The organism is Flavobacterium tiangeerense (assembly GCF_007830355.1).
GTDB classification, from domain to species: Bacteria; Bacteroidota; Bacteroidia; order Flavobacteriales; family Flavobacteriaceae; genus Flavobacterium; species Flavobacterium tiangeerense.
On the sequence record NZ_VLKO01000002.1, the window covers coordinates 42,543 to 59,278 of the forward strand.

Below are 16,736 nucleotides of genomic sequence, written 5' to 3' on the forward strand. Positions count from 1 at the left end.
AGTGTGATGAGATTCCTCCTTCGTCGGAATAACAAAACAACAACAATCATTTATGGCTTATTTATACGATACATTAATAGAAGAGTTTGGCAAAAGAGCTATTACTAAAATTGAAATCCCTAATTATATTTCTGGTAATCTTAAACCCAGTTATGGAGAAAGAGAGTATCAAAAAGAAGCTTTTCAGCGTTTTATACTTTTTTATAACGAAGATTTTGAAGGTAAGCCCAGAAAACCATTTCACTTGATGTACAATATGGCGACAGGAAGTGGTAAAACACTTATTATGGCTGGATTAATGCTTTATCTGTATGAAAAAGGATATCGTAACTTTTTGTTTTTTGTGCATTCTAATACCATTTTGGATAAAACAAGAGAGAATTTTTTGAATGCTTCGGCTAGCAAATATTTATTCAATCAAGATATTGTTGTCAATGGACAGAAAGTATATATAAAAGAAGTCAGAAACTTTGATGAAGCCGATGATAGAAATATCAATATTCATTTTACTTCGATTCAAAAACTACATTCGGACTTGGTGCAAAGCGAGAAAGAAAACGCTTTGAGTTTGGAGGATTTTAAAAATAGAAAAATAGTTTTATTAGGAGACGAAGCGCATCATTATAATGCCAATACACAAAGCCAAACGCAATTGTTTCAAAGTTGGGAAAAATTAATCGAAGATATTCATCAGGCAGATTTGAATAACATATTGTTAGAATTCACGGCTACTTTAGATTATGAAAAATCAGATATAGTCAAGAAATATGAAGACAAAGTGCTTTTTAAATATGATTTAAAACAGTTTCGATTGGATAAATTTTCAAAGGAAATTAATTTAATTCGATCTAATTATGATGAAAAAGAGCGCATCATTCAAGCCATTATTCTCAATCAATACCGACAGGAATTAGCAACCAAACAAAATATCAATTTAAAACCTGTAATTCTTTTTAAGGCAAAACAAACCATAAAAGAGTCAGAACAAAACAAACAAAATTTTCATCGATTGATTGAAAGTTTAGATGGAGTTAGTATTGATGCGATTCGAGAAACTTCAACGGTAGCGATTGTTCAGAAAGCTTTTTCTTTTTTTGATAAAATTAATTTGTCTTCAAACGAATTGGCTAAAAGGCTAAAATCCAATTTTCGTCCAGAAAATTGTTTGAGTGCTAATGATGAAAAAGAGGCCGAAGCCAATCAGATAAAATTGAATACACTTGAGGATGCCAATAATCCGATTCGAGCCATATTCGCTGTTCAAAAATTAAATGAAGGTTGGGACGTTTTGAATTTGTTTGACATTGTGCGTTTGTATGAAGGACAAAATTCGGGAGGATCCAATAAAACTTTCGGAAAAACGACTGTTGCCGAAGCCCAGTTAATAGGTAGAGGAGCACGATATTTTCCATTTACCTTAGATATCGACCAAGACAAATACAGAAGGAAATATGATGATCAAATAGATAATGATTTTAAGGTTTTGGAAGAATTATATTATCATACAAAAGACGAAAGCAAATATATTTCGGAACTCAAAAAAGCATTAGAGCATTTTGGCAGCACAGAGAAAGAAGAGGATATGATTCAATTATCCCTGGAATTGAAAGATGCTTTCAAAACAACTGATTTTTACAAAACAGGAACGGTCATTTTTAATAAGAGAAAAGAAAAGAGCTACGCCAATGTGAAATCATTTGCTGATTTGGGAGTTGTGAAAAAAAATTATGAATACATTTTGTCTTCTGGAAGTGGTAGAATGTCAGGAATGTTTTCTAACGATTATGAAATTTTAGACGATAAAAATATTGCAAAAGATGTCAAGCTGAATGAAATAGAAAATCAACATATTATCAGAACTGCATTAGCACAAAATCCATTTTTTCATTTCGATAAATTATCAAAATATTTTCCAAATATTGAGTCAACAAGTTTTTTTATCAATAACAAAGACTATTTAGGCAATCTTGAAATCGCTTTTATCGGAAATAAAAACCGACTAGAAAACATTTCAAATAAAGACTATTTGCTAGGAATTCAAGGATTATTGTCAGCCATTGAAATTGAAATAAAAGCAAATTTGACTCAATATGAAGGTTCAGATTATATTCAGAAAAAAGTACATGAAGTTTTTAGAGACAAACCTTTACGAATAAACAAATACGACGAAAGAGCTAATGGGCAGGAAAGCCTAATAATCAACGAACCGTGGTATGTTTACAATGCGAATTATGGAACAAGCGAAGAGAAAGATTTTGTAACAATGTTTGCTAAGAGATTTGAAACTTTAAACAAAAAATTTGATAATATCTTTTTGATCAGAAATGAAAGAGAGATAAAAATCATTGATAAATTAGGTCGTGCTTTTGAACCCGATTTTCTTTTATTTTGCAAGCAAAAAGAAGGAGAAGAATTGACTTTTCAAGTGTTTATTGAACCCAAAGGAGGACATTTAATTTCTCACGATAAATGGAAAGAAGATTTTCTTAAAGAAATAGAAGTTGAAAAAAGAACGATAAAAATTAATACCGATAAATATAGAATAACAGGTGTTCCATTTTATAATAATCGAGTGGAAAATGATTTTAAAAAATCATTAGAAAGCGTTCTAGAGGTTTGATAAAATAGAATTCAATTCTAGCATCGTTTGCATTAGGGATAGCAGTGGAAATCCTTTTATGCGCCGCGGCGAATAAAAAGATTGTAACGTATAGGAAGATTCGTCGCAGCGAAAATGCCCAAAAAAATCTTTTTAAAATAAAATTTAAAAATAAATGTAACTTTTTTGCAACTCCTTACGTATAACAATTTGTACACTTTAAAATTGAGGAGACAACACCATGAGACAACTTAAAATTACCAAGCAGGTAACGAATCGTGAAACTGCATCATTAGACAAATACTTACAAGAAATTGGAAAAGTTGATCTTATCACGGCTGATGAAGAGGTAGAGTTAGCACAAAAGATTAAAGCTGGTGACCAGCGCGCCTTAGAGAAATTAACAAAAGCCAACTTACGTTTCGTAGTATCGGTGGCAAAACAATATCAAAACCAAGGTTTAACCCTTCCCGATTTAATTAACGAAGGAAATCTTGGACTTATAAAAGCAGCACAACGTTTTGATGAAACACGTGGTTTTAAATTCATTTCATATGCTGTATGGTGGATTCGTCAATCGATTTTGCAAGCTTTGGCTGAGCAGTCTCGTATTGTACGTTTGCCATTAAACAAAATTGGTTCTATCAACAAAATCAACAAGATGTACGCGTTATTAGAGCAATCTAACGAGCGTCCGCCATCTGCTGAGGAAATTGCAAAAGAACTAGACATGACCGTAAATGATGTAAAAGAGTCTATGAAAAACTCTGGTCGTCACTTATCCATGGATGCTCCACTTGTAGAAGGTGAAGATTCTAACCTGTACGATGTATTGCGTTCTGGAGAGTCTCCAAACCCAGATAGAGAGTTAATTCACGAGTCATTACGCACCGAAATTGAGCGTTCTCTTGAAACTCTTACACCTCGTGAGGCTGATGTAGTTCGTTTGTATTTTGGTCTTGGAGACCAACACCCAATGACTTTAGAAGAGATTGGAGAAACTTTCGACCTAACTCGTGAGCGTGTACGTCAAATCAAGGAAAAAGCAATCCGTAGATTAAAACATACTTCTAGAAGTAAAATTTTAAAAACCTATTTAGGATAACTATATTTGTTTCAAGTTTAAAGTTTCAGGTTGCTCAAAACATCTTGAAACCTTAAACTTGAAACTTTTTTAAAGCAAACAACAGTCTGATTAACTGTTCGTTTTTTGATTGATGATTGAAACCTCGGCTGATTACCGAGGTTTTATTTTTTTCAATAAAACCTCAGTCTGTTCTCCGCCGCGGCGGATCGGGTGTCCGAGGTTTTATTTTTTTTTAATAAAACCACAAATCTTAAATCACTATTTACTGAATACTGATAACTGAATACTGATAACTCCCACTGCGTAACCCTCCGTAAAAACTTCGGGTCGAGCTATTCGCTATATCTCTTCGTTGCACTACGAGGATGCCGCTGCTATCCCTTACGCAATCTTATTTACTAAAAGTCGTTGTTTCTTCTTAATGAAAAATTACTGCAATTGGTCTAAAAAAACTATTTTTGCACCAACAACAACTTAAGAATCTGAAACAAATTCAGATTAAACAACTACACAATGAAAAATACACTTATTGCTCCATCAGTATTAGCAGCTGACTTTGGAAACCTACAGCGCGACATTGAAATGATTAACAACAGTGAAGCCGATTGGTTTCATATAGACATCATGGACGGCGTTTTTGTACCTAACATTTCATACGGAATGCCAGTACTTGAAGCCATTGCTAAACACGCCACAAAAACTATTGATGTCCATTTAATGATTGTAGATCCAGATCGCTACATCAAAACATTTGCTGGACTTGGAGCCAATATCCTTAGCGTACATTATGAAGCTTGCACACATTTGCACAGAACGCTACAAGCCATAAAAGCAGAGGGAATGAAAGCGGGAGTTGCCATTAACCCGCATACATCAATTGATTTGTTAGAAGATGTGATTAATGACATTGATTTGGTTTGTATCATGAGTGTAAATCCTGGTTTTGGCGGACAATCTTTCATTGAAAACACCTATTCTAAAATTGAAAAACTAAAAGCCTTAATTACAAGAAAAGGTGCCAACACCCTAATCGAAGTTGATGGAGGTGTAACTAGTGCTAATGCAAAACAACTTGTTGAAGCAGGAGCGAATGTTCTTGTTGCAGGAAGTTTTGTTTTTAAAGCAACAGACCCAGTACAAACAATTCAAGATCTAAAAAAGCTTACTACTTTTTAATACAAAATGGCGCCTAGTGCGCCATTTTTATTGATTTTCTTTATAGTTTATCATGGTGACAACATGATCATACAAATCTGGATTTACGGTTTTAAATTGAGCTGGTGTTTCAAAGAAATTTTCTAAAACTACTGCCAAGAATTCAAATTGATTTTCATACGCATACGGTCTAAAATACTGAGTATCGCTTAATGAAGAGCTTAAAACCGAATCAGAAAAATACTTGACTACTTCATTAAAGGCATCAAAAAAGATAATAGAACTGGGATCGTTATTTTTCATACAATGAAAATGCAGTACATGCGTAAATTCATGTAATCCTAGATTCAAATTATCATTTGAACTTAAATGACCTAAGATAAAATCCTCCCAAGAAAAAACAACTGCTTTCATCATGGGATTAAACTCGCCTTTGTGAAAAACTTCATTTTCGGTTGAGAAGTATGCCGTAGGATAAATTACAATTCGCTTGAACAACGGAACAAGATAATTACGCATCCCAAAGGTAAACATAACATAAGTAGCTGCTATTAGCAATCGCATTTGCTCTGTAACTACAATATCTTTACCTATAAATTGATATTGTTTCGTGAACATTAGAATTCTATGTTCAAAATACTCTTTTCTTTTAGCCGACAAGATACTGTAATAAGGAAAATCGTCTGATAAAATTTTTCGCTGATGTGGCTTCAGCCGTTTAGAGAAAGGATACCAATGTACGAACAATGGCTTATTAAAGAACATCATATAAGATGGTTCAATAACTTTAAACAGTATAAATAAAAGAAAAAAAAGACCAATGAAAACTGTTAAAACTACTTGGACAACCATATTAAAGTAATTCATTAAAAAAATGCCTCAAAAAACTCAAGATAACTTGTGATTTTTTGAGGCATTTAAAAGTTAAAAAGTGGCCGCGACAGGGTTCGAACCTGCAACCCTCAGAGTCGAAATCTGATATTCTATCCAGTTGAACTACACAGCCATTATATTATTATTTTTTCTTTTAAAAATTCTCTTCCACTTCCTGTTTTAAAAAATTTTTCACGAATAACCGCTTCGTCTCTTGTTTTAAAAGTTTCCAAATAAACCAATTTCCATGGTTTAAAACCTTTGGTAGATTTTGTCTTACCTGAATTATGTTCTATTATTCTTTTATCTATGTTATTGGTCTGACCTTTATAAAGTCTTCCATCAATCTCACTTTTTAAAACATACACAAAATATTCCATTTATTGTCAAAATCTAATATTCCCTGCCGGCAGGCAGGTATCCAGTTGAACTACGCAGCAATTTTCGATATGGAATTGAGCGATTAATGAAATAATACGCGTCGTTCAATCGCTTTTTATGTAAGTAGTTTTTTAACTATTGTAGAAATGGTTTTACCCTCAGCAGTTCCACCAAGTTTTGCTGCTGCTAATCCCATAACTTTACCCATAGACGCAATACCTGTTGCTCCGGTTTCGGCAATAATTGCAGCAATCACTGTTTCTACTTCTGACTCACTCAATTGAGCTGGTAAAAATTTCTCAATAACTGCTATTTGCGCTAATTCTGGTTCAGCAAGATCTAAACGGTTTTGCTCTGTGAAGATTCGGGCACTTTCTTTACGTGTTTTTACAAGTTTTTGTAATAACTTAACTTCATCGTCTTCTGAAATTTCTTCTTTAGATCCTGTTGCCGTTTGTGCTAGTAATATTTCTGATTTTATTGCTCTTAATGCTTCAAGCGCAACGGTATCTTTGGCTCTCATGGCGGTTTTCATTTCGTCCATGATTAATGTTGATAAACTCATATCTTATGTCTTTGTTTTTTCAATTATGATGAAACAGCAATTACGGTGCACTGTTGTTTATTGCCCCAGATGGTCGTGAAAAGCCTTTTTAGAGCAAAAGGAATTTTTTCTTGGGCTTAAAAAGCGACTGAAAGAAGCTCTTTTAAGACCTTAGAAAAAAGCGTTTTGCACAAAAAGCTTGCAACAACAGCTGGATTTAGGCCCAACAAAATTACAGTATTTTAACGGGAATAGCAACTGCTATATGGTGGATTGTAGTAAAAAAAGAAACCCGAAAATCATATTAATTTTCGGGTTCCCTTGAATTAATTTTTTCCTTAATCTACGTTATCGTGTAAATACGAATTATTAGAACGCAATTGTAAATCATTGTTGCTATCCGTACCAACAGATATCCTAGAATTTACTGTATTCATTTGATTGTTTGAAATGTCAATTCCTAATCTTTTGTATGCAGGTTCTTTCTCATATTCATCAATTTTAGAAACATTGTTATGAAACTTGTAATTGAACTCTTTTAATTTCTTTCTACGCTCATCAGCTCTCATTCGTAATGACTCTTCAATAGTCATTTCTGTAGGAGCAATGCTTTCAAAATCTATATTCACAGCATTTGACGTATTAACTTGCTTCAAGGTAATATTCAATTCTGCAGGTGTAATTACTTCTGGGGTTTTTACTACAGCTTTTGGTAAAAAATCTGGCTCTTCATCCATATACTCTTCCAGTGAGTATTTGATAATTCCATTATCTGAAAGTTCTGTTACTGGTACAAATTGAACTGCTTCATTCACTTTAATTTCTTTTGTCTCATTAGTCAATTCAAAAATCACGTTATTATCTAATTTTTGTTCTGAGACTTCTGATTTAAAAAGAGGTAAGTCAAATGAAAATGATGCTTGCTCTTGTTTTTCTGTTGTTTTTGCTTGTACCAATTGTGGCTCTACTGCTGGTGATGAAACTATAAAATCAATATCAGTTATAGGTGATACTATCTCGAATGTTACATCTAAATTGTTTATAAAGTCAGACATTTCAACCAAGTCCTCATTATTAATAGTAGGTGTGCTCACAACTGGAGTTTTGACAACTACTTCATCCTCCATTAAATCAAATACAATTCTATCATTGGCAGAAGACGCTTTTGGAGTTTCCATATTTAAGTCAAATGCAGTTACAGAATTGTTTATTAAATTGAAAACACTTTTTTGCTCATCGCCTAGAGTATGAATTATTTTTTTTGGTTCTGTGTTTACAATCTCATTTTGCTGTTCTATATCAAAACCCGTTGCAATAATAGTTACTGCGATAGCATCTCCAAGAGACTCATCTTCACCAACACCCATGATGATATTAGCATTATGTCCCGCTTCGTTTTGAATGTGGTCATTGATCTCTCCAATTTCATCAATAGTAATTTCATTTGTTCCAGAAACGATAAGCAACAATACGTTTTTGGCACCACTAATTTTGTTATCATTTAGTAAAGGTGAATCTAGAGCAGCAATAATAGCTTCTTTAGCTCTGTTTTCACCTGATGAAACAGATGAACCCATAATTGCGGTTCCACTATTATACAAAACCGTTTTAGCATCTCTTAAATCGATATTTTGAGTATAGTGATGCGTAATTACTTCGGCAATTCCACGTGAAGCAGTTGCCAAGACTTCATCCGCTTTTGAAAATCCTGCTTTAAAACCAAGGTTTCCATAAACTTCTCTAAGTTTGTTATTGTTAATAACTATTAAGGAGTCAACTTGCTTACGTAATTTTTCTATTCCAATTAAAGCTTGTTCTTGACGCACTTTCCCTTCAAAAAGAAACGGTAGCGTAACAATACCTACTGTTAAAATATCTCTTTCCTTAGCTAATTGGGCAATTACTGGCGCTGCACCTGTTCCTGTTCCACCACCCATACCAGCTGTGATAAAAACCATCTTGGTATTTTGATCCAACATCTTTTCGATCTCAGAAATACTCTCTATAGCTGATTGTTGACCCACATCTGGATTAGCTCCTGCACCTAATCCTTCGGTAAGATGAACTCCTAATTGTATTTTATTTGGCACTGAACTGCTGTGTAAAGCTTGAGAATCTGTATTACACACTATAAAATCCACGCCTTTTATTCCTTGCTTAAACATGTGGTTGATGGCGTTACTTCCGCCTCCACCGACCCCTATAACTTTTATTACATTTGATTGATTTTTAGGTAAATCAAATGAAATACTTCCAAATTCTGTGTTGCTTGGCATAATTTTGGGTTTTTTGAAAATTGTTATTAATTCTTAGCTTCTTTTTTGAGTTTTATTCTGCATTATCAAGAAATTCTTTGATCCTATCCACATAACGATCAAAGAAGTTTTTTTGAATTCTAGTTGCGGTAGAATCCTGCTTCTCTTTAATATTATATTCTTCTTCTACTGCAATTTCAGGAACTTCATTTACAAAAATTTGCGCCGTAGCCACGGGCGCTCTATAAACAGGCTGCTCTTTTACTGGAGCAGCAAGATCCAATCGTATTGCACTATGTGTTTTATTTTCTATACTTTTCATTACTAGTCCCACAGCGGTTGCATATAAAGGACTTGAAATTTCCTCATCTGAATTCCCTGCTAGGTGCTCATTTGGATATCCTATTCTGGTATCCATTCCTGTAATATATTCTACTAATTGTTTTATATGTTTTAACTGGGCCCCACCACCAGTTAAAACAATTCCAGCAATTAATTTCTTTCGAGGGTCTTCATGACCGTAGGCTTTAACTTCGGTAAAAACCTGTTCAATTATTTCAACTACACGTGCGTTTATAATTTTAGATAGATTTTTTAACGAGATCTCTTTAGGCTCTCTTCCTCTTAATCCTGGTATAGAAACAATTTCATTGTCACGGTTTTCTCCAGGCCAAGCAGATCCAAACTTTACTTTCAAAAGCTCAGCTTGCTTTTCAATAATAGAACATCCTTCCTTAATATCATCTGTAATGACATTACCCCCAAAAGGAATAACAGCTGTATGACGAATAATTCCATCCTTAAAAATGGCTAAATCAGTGGTTCCTCCACCTATATCAATTAAGGCAACACCAGCCTCTTTTTCTTCTTGACTTAAAACCGCATCAGCAGACGCTAATGGCTCGAGTGTAAGTCCAGAAAGCTCAATACCCGAACTTTGAATGCAACGCCCAACGTTTCTTATAGATGCCGCTTGCCCTACAACCACGTGAAAGCTAGCTTCAAGTCTTCCACCATACATTCCTATCGGTTCTTTAATCTCTGATTGGCCATCAATTTTAAATTCTTGAGGCAAGACATGGATAATTTCTTCACCCGGTAACATGGCTAATTTATTCACTTGATCTATGAGCAATTGTATGTCACTCTCTCCTATTACCTCTTCTGGATTATGCCTGCTTATATAATCTGTATGTTGAATACTACGTATGTGCTGACCAGCAATACCTACTACTACATCTTTAATTTTAAAACCTGAATTATTTTCGGCATCTTGAATTGCTTGTTGGATAGATTGTATGGTTTGTGTAATATTATTAACCACACCTCTAGCCACACCAAGACTTTTAGATTTACCTAAACCTAAAATTTCCAGTTTACCATACTCATTTTTTTTACCTATCATGGCAACTATCTTAGTTGTCCCAATATCTAGTCCTACTGCAATCTTCTCTTTTTCCATTATCAATTATTTAGTGCAAACTACTTGATCCGTAAATCGGAGGTCAATTTTTTTATATTTATACAAAGAACCATCCAAAACAGCCTTTTGAAAAAAAGCTTTATAATTCCTAAATTTTAACACAGCAAAATTTAGACTACCAAAATCTATTTGATAATCATAATTTCTATTGAGCATAATTAAGCTACCGTTTGGCATTATTTGTATTCCAATGATGTTCTTTTTCAAAAATTCATCATCGTAAATAACTCGAAATAAATTTATTAATTCTTCACTATTTTTTTTATTTATCGCCCCTGAAACAAGCGGAACTCTAGCTGTAAAGTTATTTGACAAAGGCATCCTAAATCCTTGATAGTCAATGTAAAAAGAACTATTATTATCAAACACTCTAGCAACTGGAGTCTTTTGTTCTACCACTGCTTTTAACACGCCATCAATGGTCACATATACTTCTGATTTTTTTATCATAGCATGTGAATCAATAGTTGTTTCCAGTTTGTTCAAATCTAAATCAACTTTTTGAATACTTCTTACGTTGTCACTATTTTCTATCAACAATTTATTAACTATTTCTTGTTTAACAAATGGCGAATTAACTCCCACAAATGTTACTGTAGATTGCTTCAGTTTTCTATTTTCATTTCGTTTTGATGTGAATGAAAACAAAAAAATCACCAGTACAAACATGAGTACTAATCTTATATTTGTCCAATTAAAGAGTTTCATCTAATGCTTTTTTAATTGTTGGAATCCATTCTCCTATATCTCCCGCACCAATTGTTACAATAATTGCTGCATCACTACTTACAATCTTTTGAACTAAATCTTTCTTTTCAACTAATTCTTTATGCTCATTAGTCATTTTTTGCAACAACCAATCTGATGTTATCCCTGGCATAGGCAATTCTCTTGCAGGATAAATATCCAAAAGCAAAATTTCATCAAAAGCCGATAAACTTTTGGCAAAATCATCCCCAAAATCATGAGTTCTACTAAATAAGTGTGGCTGAAAAATTGCCAACACTTTTTGGTTAGGATACAACTCTCTTACTGCTTGATGCACTGCATTAATCTCAGTAGGATGGTGAGCATAATCATCTATATAGACTTTATGATCCGTTTTTATTTGATATGAAAATCTTCTTTTTATACCCTTGAATGATGCAATAGCTTTTGCAATAGCATCTTGAGGAGTTCCATAAATATTTGCCATAGCAATTGCCATCAAAGCATTCATGAGATTATGTTTTCCAGGAAGTCCAAAGTGCAAATCCTGCATCACACCAGATGGCGTTTGAACATCAAAAACATAACTTCCGTTTCCTACACGTACGTTAAACGCTTTATAAACAGCATCCTCATTTACGGCGCAGGTAATTCCCTTTAATGGTAAATCCTTTGTTATGAAAAGATTACTCTTATCTTCTATTTTAGAGGCAAACTCTACAAACGACTCTTCAATTGCTGCACTTGTCCCATAAATATCTAGATGATCCGCATCCATAGAGGTAATGCAAGCAATATTGGGGTGCAAATGTAAAAAAGAACGATCAAATTCATCTGCTTCTACTACAGTAATTGTTTTACCGTTGCCTATTAAATTTGAATTGTAATTCTCAACAATTCCACCTATGAAAGCTGTCACATCAGCACCGCTTTCATTTAAAATATGTCCTAAAATCCCAGATGTCGTTGTCTTGCCATGTGTTCCTGCTACTGCAAAACAAAACGTATTTTCGGTTATCAAACCTAAAACCTCTGCTCTCTTTTTTATTTCATATCCTTTTTCTAAGAAAAAATTCCACTCTAAATGCGTTTTTGGCACAGCCGGAGTTACTACTACAAGTGTATTACTTATCAAGAAATCTTTTGGAATCAATTGAACATCATCTTCAAAATGAATTGAAATTCCAGACGCTATTAATTCACTTGTAAGACTTGAAGGGGTTTTATCATATCCAGAAACTTGCTTTCCTAATGTTTTAAAATAACGAGCAAGATTGCTCATCCCGATTCCTCCGATTCCTATAAAATAAACGTTATGTATGTTATTTAAATTCATTTTTGTTGTATTCTGATAGTATTAAACTACTTTATCTCTCTTTTATTTTAACAATGATACAATGGCATCCACAATGTCTTTTGTTGCATTAGGTTTAGCCAATTTTTTCATGTTATTACTCAAATTTATTTGAAGTTGATGATCATGAATAAGTTTATTGAAAACAGACTCAAACTTTGTATCTAACTCACTTTCCTTAATGAGCAAAGCTCCACCATTATCTACAATTGCTTTACCATTTTTGGTTTGATGATCTTCGGCTACATTTGGCGATGGTATAAAAATTGTGGGTTTAGCTACCAAGCACAATTCAGATACTGATGATGCACCTGCACGCGAAATCACAAAATCAGCAGCAGCATAAATTAAATCCATCCTGTCAATAAACGAAACTACTTGAACGTTTTCTCTATCAGAAAAGTGTTTGTACTCTGCCATGTAAAAATTACCACATTGCCAAAAAACTTGTACTCCTGAGGCAATTAAAAAATCAAGTTCATTTTCAATAAGCTGATTAATACGTCTTGAACCTAAACTCCCTCCTAAAACGAGAAGTGTTTTTTTATTATCGTCTAGATTAAAATAAGACAAAGCTTCACTTCTTTTTGAATCAATATCCAAAAGATCTTGACGCACCGGATTTCCTGTTAGAATGATTTTGTCTTGTGGAAAAAACCGTTCCAGATTTTCGTATGCAACACAAATTTTACTAGCTTTTTTACTCAATAATTTATTTGTAATTCCTGGAAAGGAATTTTGTTCTTGAATCAAGGTAGGAATACTACTCATCCCTGCGGCTTGCAATAATGGTCCACTTGCAAATCCACCAGTACCAATGACAACATCTGGCTTAAACTCTTTTATAATTGATCTAGAGCGCCACAGGCTAGAAAGTACTTTTACAGGAAACAAAATATTATCAAGAGTTAATCTACGTTGTAATCCTGAAATCCATAATCCTTTTATAACATAACCTGCTTGAGGTACTTTTTGCATTTCCATCTTGTCCTGAGCTCCAACAAATAAAAATTCAGCATCTGGAAAACGCAATTTTAATTCATTAGCAATAGCAATGGCCGGATAAATATGTCCGCCAGTTCCTCCGCCGCTAAGTATGAATTTATATTGTTTCATTTTAAAAAAATTTCGAATCCTATTTATTAAACACTGCCTTCATAGGATTTGTAGCTTTATCCTCTATCGAATAATCCTGCACCAATTCGTACTCCTCATCAAGCTCTCTATCAATAAGTTTTTGCAACGCTTCTTCTCTTTTTGCAGCATCCTTTTTTTCTTCTGCTATTTCTTCTTCTTTTTTGGTCACGCTAATAATGATTCCTAATGCAAAACATGTCATCCAAATGGAGCTACCTCCACTACTTATAAGCGGCAACGTTTGCCCTGTAACAGGCAATAGTTCAACAGCAACTGCCATATTTACCATGGCCTGAAAAACCATTGGAAAACCTAAACCTACGACCAGTAATTTCCCAAAAAGAGTATTTGCTTTGTGAGAAGCAACAACAAAACGAAATAGCAACAACAAGTACAAGACAATTACTCCAACTCCGCCCACAAGACCATATTCTTCAATAATAATTGCATATATAAAATCAGATGAAGATTGCGGTAAAAAGTTTTTTTGGACACTTTTACCTGGCCCTAAACCGTACAGCTTTCCTGATGCGATTGCAATTTTTGCTTTCTCTATTTGGTAATCATCTTCTCCAGGTTTATCACTGGTGAAATTTTCAACTCTACTAATCCACGTATCCACACGGTTGGGAAATGCATCAGGAAAAGTCTTTGCGATAATCATGAAAAAAGCTAACATCACAACTCCAGAACCAATAACAATACCCATGTATTTCAATGGATATTTGCCTATAAAAACTAGCATCAACACCATAGAAAAAATAAGGGCTGTTGTACTGAAATTTGCAGGCAAAATAAATATTAACGTTATAAAAACCGGCAACCATAGCTCCCACACAGAGGCTTTAAATGTTAAGAGCTCAGTTCTTTTTTTTGATAAAAAACGAGCTACAAATATAAACAACACCATGGAGGCAAGAGTTGAGGGCTGAAAAGTAACACCAATGAAAGGAATTTGAATCCATCTACTAGCATTAGCACCTGCAATTACTGTGCCTTTGAATAATGTAAACGCTAAAAGCAACCAAACAAAGTACAAGGACCCCTTTGCAATAGCTTTGAAATAATGATAAGGTACTTTGTGCACCATAAAAATTATTGTAAATCCTATTGCAATATGAACAATGTGTTTTACCAGATATCCTAGCGTATTCCCATCTCCTTTTCCTATGTAAGCCAAATTACTACTCGCACTAAAAACAGGCATAAAAGACAACAAGGCTAATAAGGCCACAAATGACCAAATCCCTTTATCCCCTTTTAAATTGCTTATTAGTTTTTTCATTTTCATTCTTTGTTACCAATTCTAATCCTTTTATAGCAGAGGAATAAACTGCCCTTTACCACTTTAAAACACTATTTGCTTACAAACTTTTAACTGCTTGTTTAAATTGTTTACCCCGATCCTCATAGCTTTCAAATAAATCAAAACTAGCACAAGCAGGAGACAATAATACAGTATCTCCTTTCTCTGATAAGCGCTGTGCCATTCGAACAGCATCGCTCATAGAAGTTACCTCAACCATCATGTCTACTACATTACCAAATGCGTCTATAATTTTTTTATTATCAACTCCAAGACACACAATTGCCTTAACTTTTTCTCGAACTAAAGACATTAATTCATTGTAATCATTCCCTTTATCAACACCACCAACAATCCATACTGTGGGTGCATTCATACTATCTAAAGCAAAAAAAGTAGCATTTACATTTGTAGCCTTAGAATCATTAATGTATTGAATGTTTTGAATCTTCAAAACCTTTTCTAAACGGTGCTCAACTCCTTGGAAATTTGACAAACTTTCACGGATAGTAGCTTTTCGAATTTGCATTAATTTTGCTACTGAAGTGGCTGCCATTGCGTTTTTCATATTATGTTTTCCCTCTAAGGCGATATGCTCTGTATCCATTGAAAAATCCTCTCGGTTAATTTTAATTTCCATTTTATTTTGTATTATGTAAGCTCCTTCGTTGAATGTTTTTGTCAATGAAAAAGGAATTAATTTTGCTTTTGTTTGATGAGTTGTTAACCAATTACTGATCGCTTCGTCATCTGCGTCATAAATTAGATAATCCCCCTCTGTTTGATTCATTGTTATTCTAAACTTTGAATCGATATAATTTTCATATTTATATTCGTATCGATCTAAATGATCTGGACTAATATTCGTAATTATTGCAATGTGTGGCTTGAAATTAAACACACCGTCTAGTTGAAAGCTGCTCAATTCAAGCACATAATAATCAAACTTATTATCCGCTACTTGCCAGGCAAAACTTTTACCTATATTTCCTCCTAAACCTACATTTACTCCAGCTGATTTCAACAAATGATACGTAAGCATGGTTGTAGTTGTCTTTCCATTACTACCCGTAATTCCTATAATGGTAGCATTTGTAAAAGGAGCAGCAAACTCAATCTCTGACATTACCGAAACACCTTTTTCTACTAGTTTTTTAACAATAGGAGATTTATCAGGAATACCAGGGCTTTTCATAACCACATCGGCATTCAAAATCAAATCCTCAGTATGCTTTTCTTCTTCCCACGGAATTGAATTGAGAGATAAAACCTCTTTATAATTCCCTTTTATTTTACCAAAGTCAGATACGAAAACGTCGTACCCTTTCTTTTTTCCTAAAATTGCAGTTCCAATACCGCTTTCTCCTCCACCAAGAATAACTAGTCTCATGTAATTTTAATTAAAAATTGAGAATTAAAAATTAAAAATTTGTTAGCAACTCCACGGAATTAGCTCTATAACTTCAATTTTATGACACACAATTAATTATTTAACTATTTCTATATTTTCGATTTCAACGTTATTATAATCTTTGCAACTATTTTGCAAATTTCCTCTGCTTCAGAACATATACTTTCAAATTCATGAAGAGAGATGTAATCTGTTTCTTTTAATAATTTCAACCAATATATCGTCTCTCTAGTTTCTTTATAAGCGATTTCTAACTTAAACAAAAACTCTTTATCAGATCTCCCTCCTATAGACTCCTCAATATTTGCTCCTATTGATGTCCCACTTCTCAAAATCTGTTTACTTAACACAAACTCCTTTTTTATCGTAGTTAAGTACTTATATAAATTAACTATCCTAACTGCAAAAAGAAATGATTTTTGTTGAACAATATTTTCTTTCAT

At 33.7% G+C, this 16,736-nt stretch carries 14 protein-coding genes and 1 tRNA gene; 3 read left to right on the forward strand and 12 right to left on the reverse strand.

Annotation, left to right across the window (positions count from 1 at the left end; genetic code table 11):
* Window positions 1-52: 52 nt before the first annotated feature.
* The 3 genes from IQ05_RS01860 to rpe all read left to right on the forward strand — a co-directional run bounded on the left by IQ05_RS01860 (window position 53) and on the right by rpe (window position 4,862).
* Window positions 53-2,620, forward strand: coding sequence for a DEAD/DEAH box helicase family protein (locus IQ05_RS01860; RefSeq protein ID WP_144889287.1), 2,568 nt, complete (start codon window positions 53-55; stop codon window positions 2,618-2,620).
* Window positions 2,621-2,840: 220 nt separating this feature from the next.
* Complete coding sequence (locus tag IQ05_RS01865; protein WP_026707723.1) at window positions 2,841-3,704, forward strand: sigma-70 family RNA polymerase sigma factor; 864 nt, start codon at window positions 2,841-2,843, stop codon at window positions 3,702-3,704.
* A 495-nt stretch (window positions 3,705-4,199) separates the two neighbouring features.
* Entirely contained in the window at window positions 4,200-4,862 is a 663-nt protein-coding gene (rpe, locus tag IQ05_RS01870; RefSeq protein WP_144889289.1) for a ribulose-phosphate 3-epimerase, read from the forward strand.
* A 27-nt stretch (window positions 4,863-4,889) separates the two neighbouring features.
* Here the strand turns inward: rpe and IQ05_RS01875 are convergent, their stop codons facing one another.
* The 12 genes from IQ05_RS01875 to IQ05_RS01930 form a co-directional block, all read right to left on the reverse strand.
* Window positions 4,890-5,708: a zinc-dependent peptidase gene (locus IQ05_RS01875; protein WP_144889291.1), complete on the reverse strand. Its 819-nt coding sequence runs from the start codon at window positions 5,706-5,708 to the stop codon at window positions 4,890-4,892.
* Window positions 5,709-5,773: 65 nt separating this feature from the next.
* A tRNA-Arg gene (locus IQ05_RS01880) sits at window positions 5,774-5,847 on the reverse strand.
* A gap of 1 nt (window position 5,848) precedes the next feature.
* Window positions 5,849-6,094, reverse strand: a complete 246-nt coding sequence (locus IQ05_RS01885; RefSeq protein ID WP_144889293.1) for a GIY-YIG nuclease family protein — start codon at window positions 6,092-6,094, stop codon at window positions 5,849-5,851.
* Window positions 6,095-6,210: 116 nt separating this feature from the next.
* Complete coding sequence (locus tag IQ05_RS01890) at window positions 6,211-6,660, reverse strand: GatB/YqeY domain-containing protein (protein ID WP_144889295.1); 450 nt, start codon at window positions 6,658-6,660, stop codon at window positions 6,211-6,213.
* A gap of 317 nt (window positions 6,661-6,977) precedes the next feature.
* Entirely contained in the window at window positions 6,978-8,915 is a 1,938-nt protein-coding gene (ftsZ, locus tag IQ05_RS01895; protein WP_144889297.1) for a cell division protein FtsZ, read from the reverse strand.
* A 52-nt stretch (window positions 8,916-8,967) separates the two neighbouring features.
* Entirely contained in the window at window positions 8,968-10,356 is a 1,389-nt protein-coding gene (ftsA, locus tag IQ05_RS01900) for a cell division protein FtsA (RefSeq protein ID WP_144889300.1), read from the reverse strand.
* A gap of 6 nt (window positions 10,357-10,362) precedes the next feature.
* The gene (locus tag IQ05_RS01905) at window positions 10,363-11,085 is read right to left on the reverse strand and encodes a cell division protein FtsQ/DivIB (protein ID WP_144889302.1); all 723 of its coding nucleotides are present in this window, start codon (window positions 11,083-11,085) and stop codon (window positions 10,363-10,365) included.
* Complete coding sequence (gene murC / locus IQ05_RS01910; protein ID WP_144889303.1) at window positions 11,072-12,421, reverse strand: UDP-N-acetylmuramate--L-alanine ligase; 1,350 nt, start codon at window positions 12,419-12,421, stop codon at window positions 11,072-11,074. Before murC ends, IQ05_RS01905 begins: the two co-directional genes overlap by 14 nt.
* A 42-nt stretch (window positions 12,422-12,463) precedes the next feature.
* Complete coding sequence (murG, locus tag IQ05_RS01915) at window positions 12,464-13,555, reverse strand: undecaprenyldiphospho-muramoylpentapeptide beta-N-acetylglucosaminyltransferase (RefSeq protein WP_144889305.1); 1,092 nt, start codon at window positions 13,553-13,555, stop codon at window positions 12,464-12,466.
* 19 nt (window positions 13,556-13,574) lie between these two features.
* Window positions 13,575-14,861: an FtsW/RodA/SpoVE family cell cycle protein gene (locus IQ05_RS01920; RefSeq protein WP_144889307.1), complete on the reverse strand. Its 1,287-nt coding sequence runs from the start codon at window positions 14,859-14,861 to the stop codon at window positions 13,575-13,577.
* Window positions 14,862-14,940: 79 nt separating this feature from the next.
* The gene (murD, locus tag IQ05_RS01925) at window positions 14,941-16,272 is read right to left on the reverse strand and encodes a UDP-N-acetylmuramoyl-L-alanine--D-glutamate ligase (protein WP_144889310.1); all 1,332 of its coding nucleotides are present in this window, start codon (window positions 16,270-16,272) and stop codon (window positions 14,941-14,943) included.
* Between the two features lie 110 nt (window positions 16,273-16,382).
* Window positions 16,383-16,736 (reverse strand): four helix bundle protein, encoded by a 354-nt coding sequence (locus IQ05_RS01930; RefSeq protein WP_144889312.1) that lies wholly within the window; start codon window positions 16,734-16,736, stop codon window positions 16,383-16,385.

Coding starts and splice junctions, on each gene's coding strand:
- IQ05_RS01860 (WP_144889287.1), top strand. CDS start 53: ATGGCTTATTTATACGATACATTAATAGAAGAGTTTGGCAAAAGAGCT.
- IQ05_RS01865 (WP_026707723.1), top strand. CDS start 2,841: ATGAGACAACTTAAAATTACCAAGCAGGTAACGAATCGTGAAACTGCA.
- rpe (WP_144889289.1), top strand. CDS start 4,200: ATGAAAAATACACTTATTGCTCCATCAGTATTAGCAGCTGACTTTGGA.
- IQ05_RS01875 (WP_144889291.1), bottom strand. CDS start 5,708: ATGAATTACTTTAATATGGTTGTCCAAGTAGTTTTAACAGTTTTCATT.
- IQ05_RS01885 (WP_144889293.1), bottom strand. CDS start 6,094: ATGGAATATTTTGTGTATGTTTTAAAAAGTGAGATTGATGGAAGACTT.
- IQ05_RS01890 (WP_144889295.1), bottom strand. CDS start 6,660: ATGAGTTTATCAACATTAATCATGGACGAAATGAAAACCGCCATGAGA.
- ftsZ (WP_144889297.1), bottom strand. CDS start 8,915: ATGCCAAGCAACACAGAATTTGGAAGTATTTCATTTGATTTACCTAAA.
- ftsA (WP_144889300.1), bottom strand. CDS start 10,356: ATGGAAAAAGAGAAGATTGCAGTAGGACTAGATATTGGGACAACTAAG.
- IQ05_RS01905 (WP_144889302.1), bottom strand. CDS start 11,085: ATGAAACTCTTTAATTGGACAAATATAAGATTAGTACTCATGTTTGTA.
- murC (WP_144889303.1), bottom strand. CDS start 12,421: ATGAATTTAAATAACATACATAACGTTTATTTTATAGGAATCGGAGGA.
- murG (WP_144889305.1), bottom strand. CDS start 13,555: ATGAAACAATATAAATTCATACTTAGCGGCGGAGGAACTGGCGGACAT.
- IQ05_RS01920 (WP_144889307.1), bottom strand. CDS start 14,861: ATGAAAAAACTAATAAGCAATTTAAAAGGGGATAAAGGGATTTGGTCA.
- murD (WP_144889310.1), bottom strand. CDS start 16,272: ATGAGACTAGTTATTCTTGGTGGAGGAGAAAGCGGTATTGGAACTGCA.
- IQ05_RS01930 (WP_144889312.1), bottom strand. CDS start 16,736: ATGAAAGAAAATATTGTTCAACAAAAATCATTTCTTTTTGCAGTTAGG.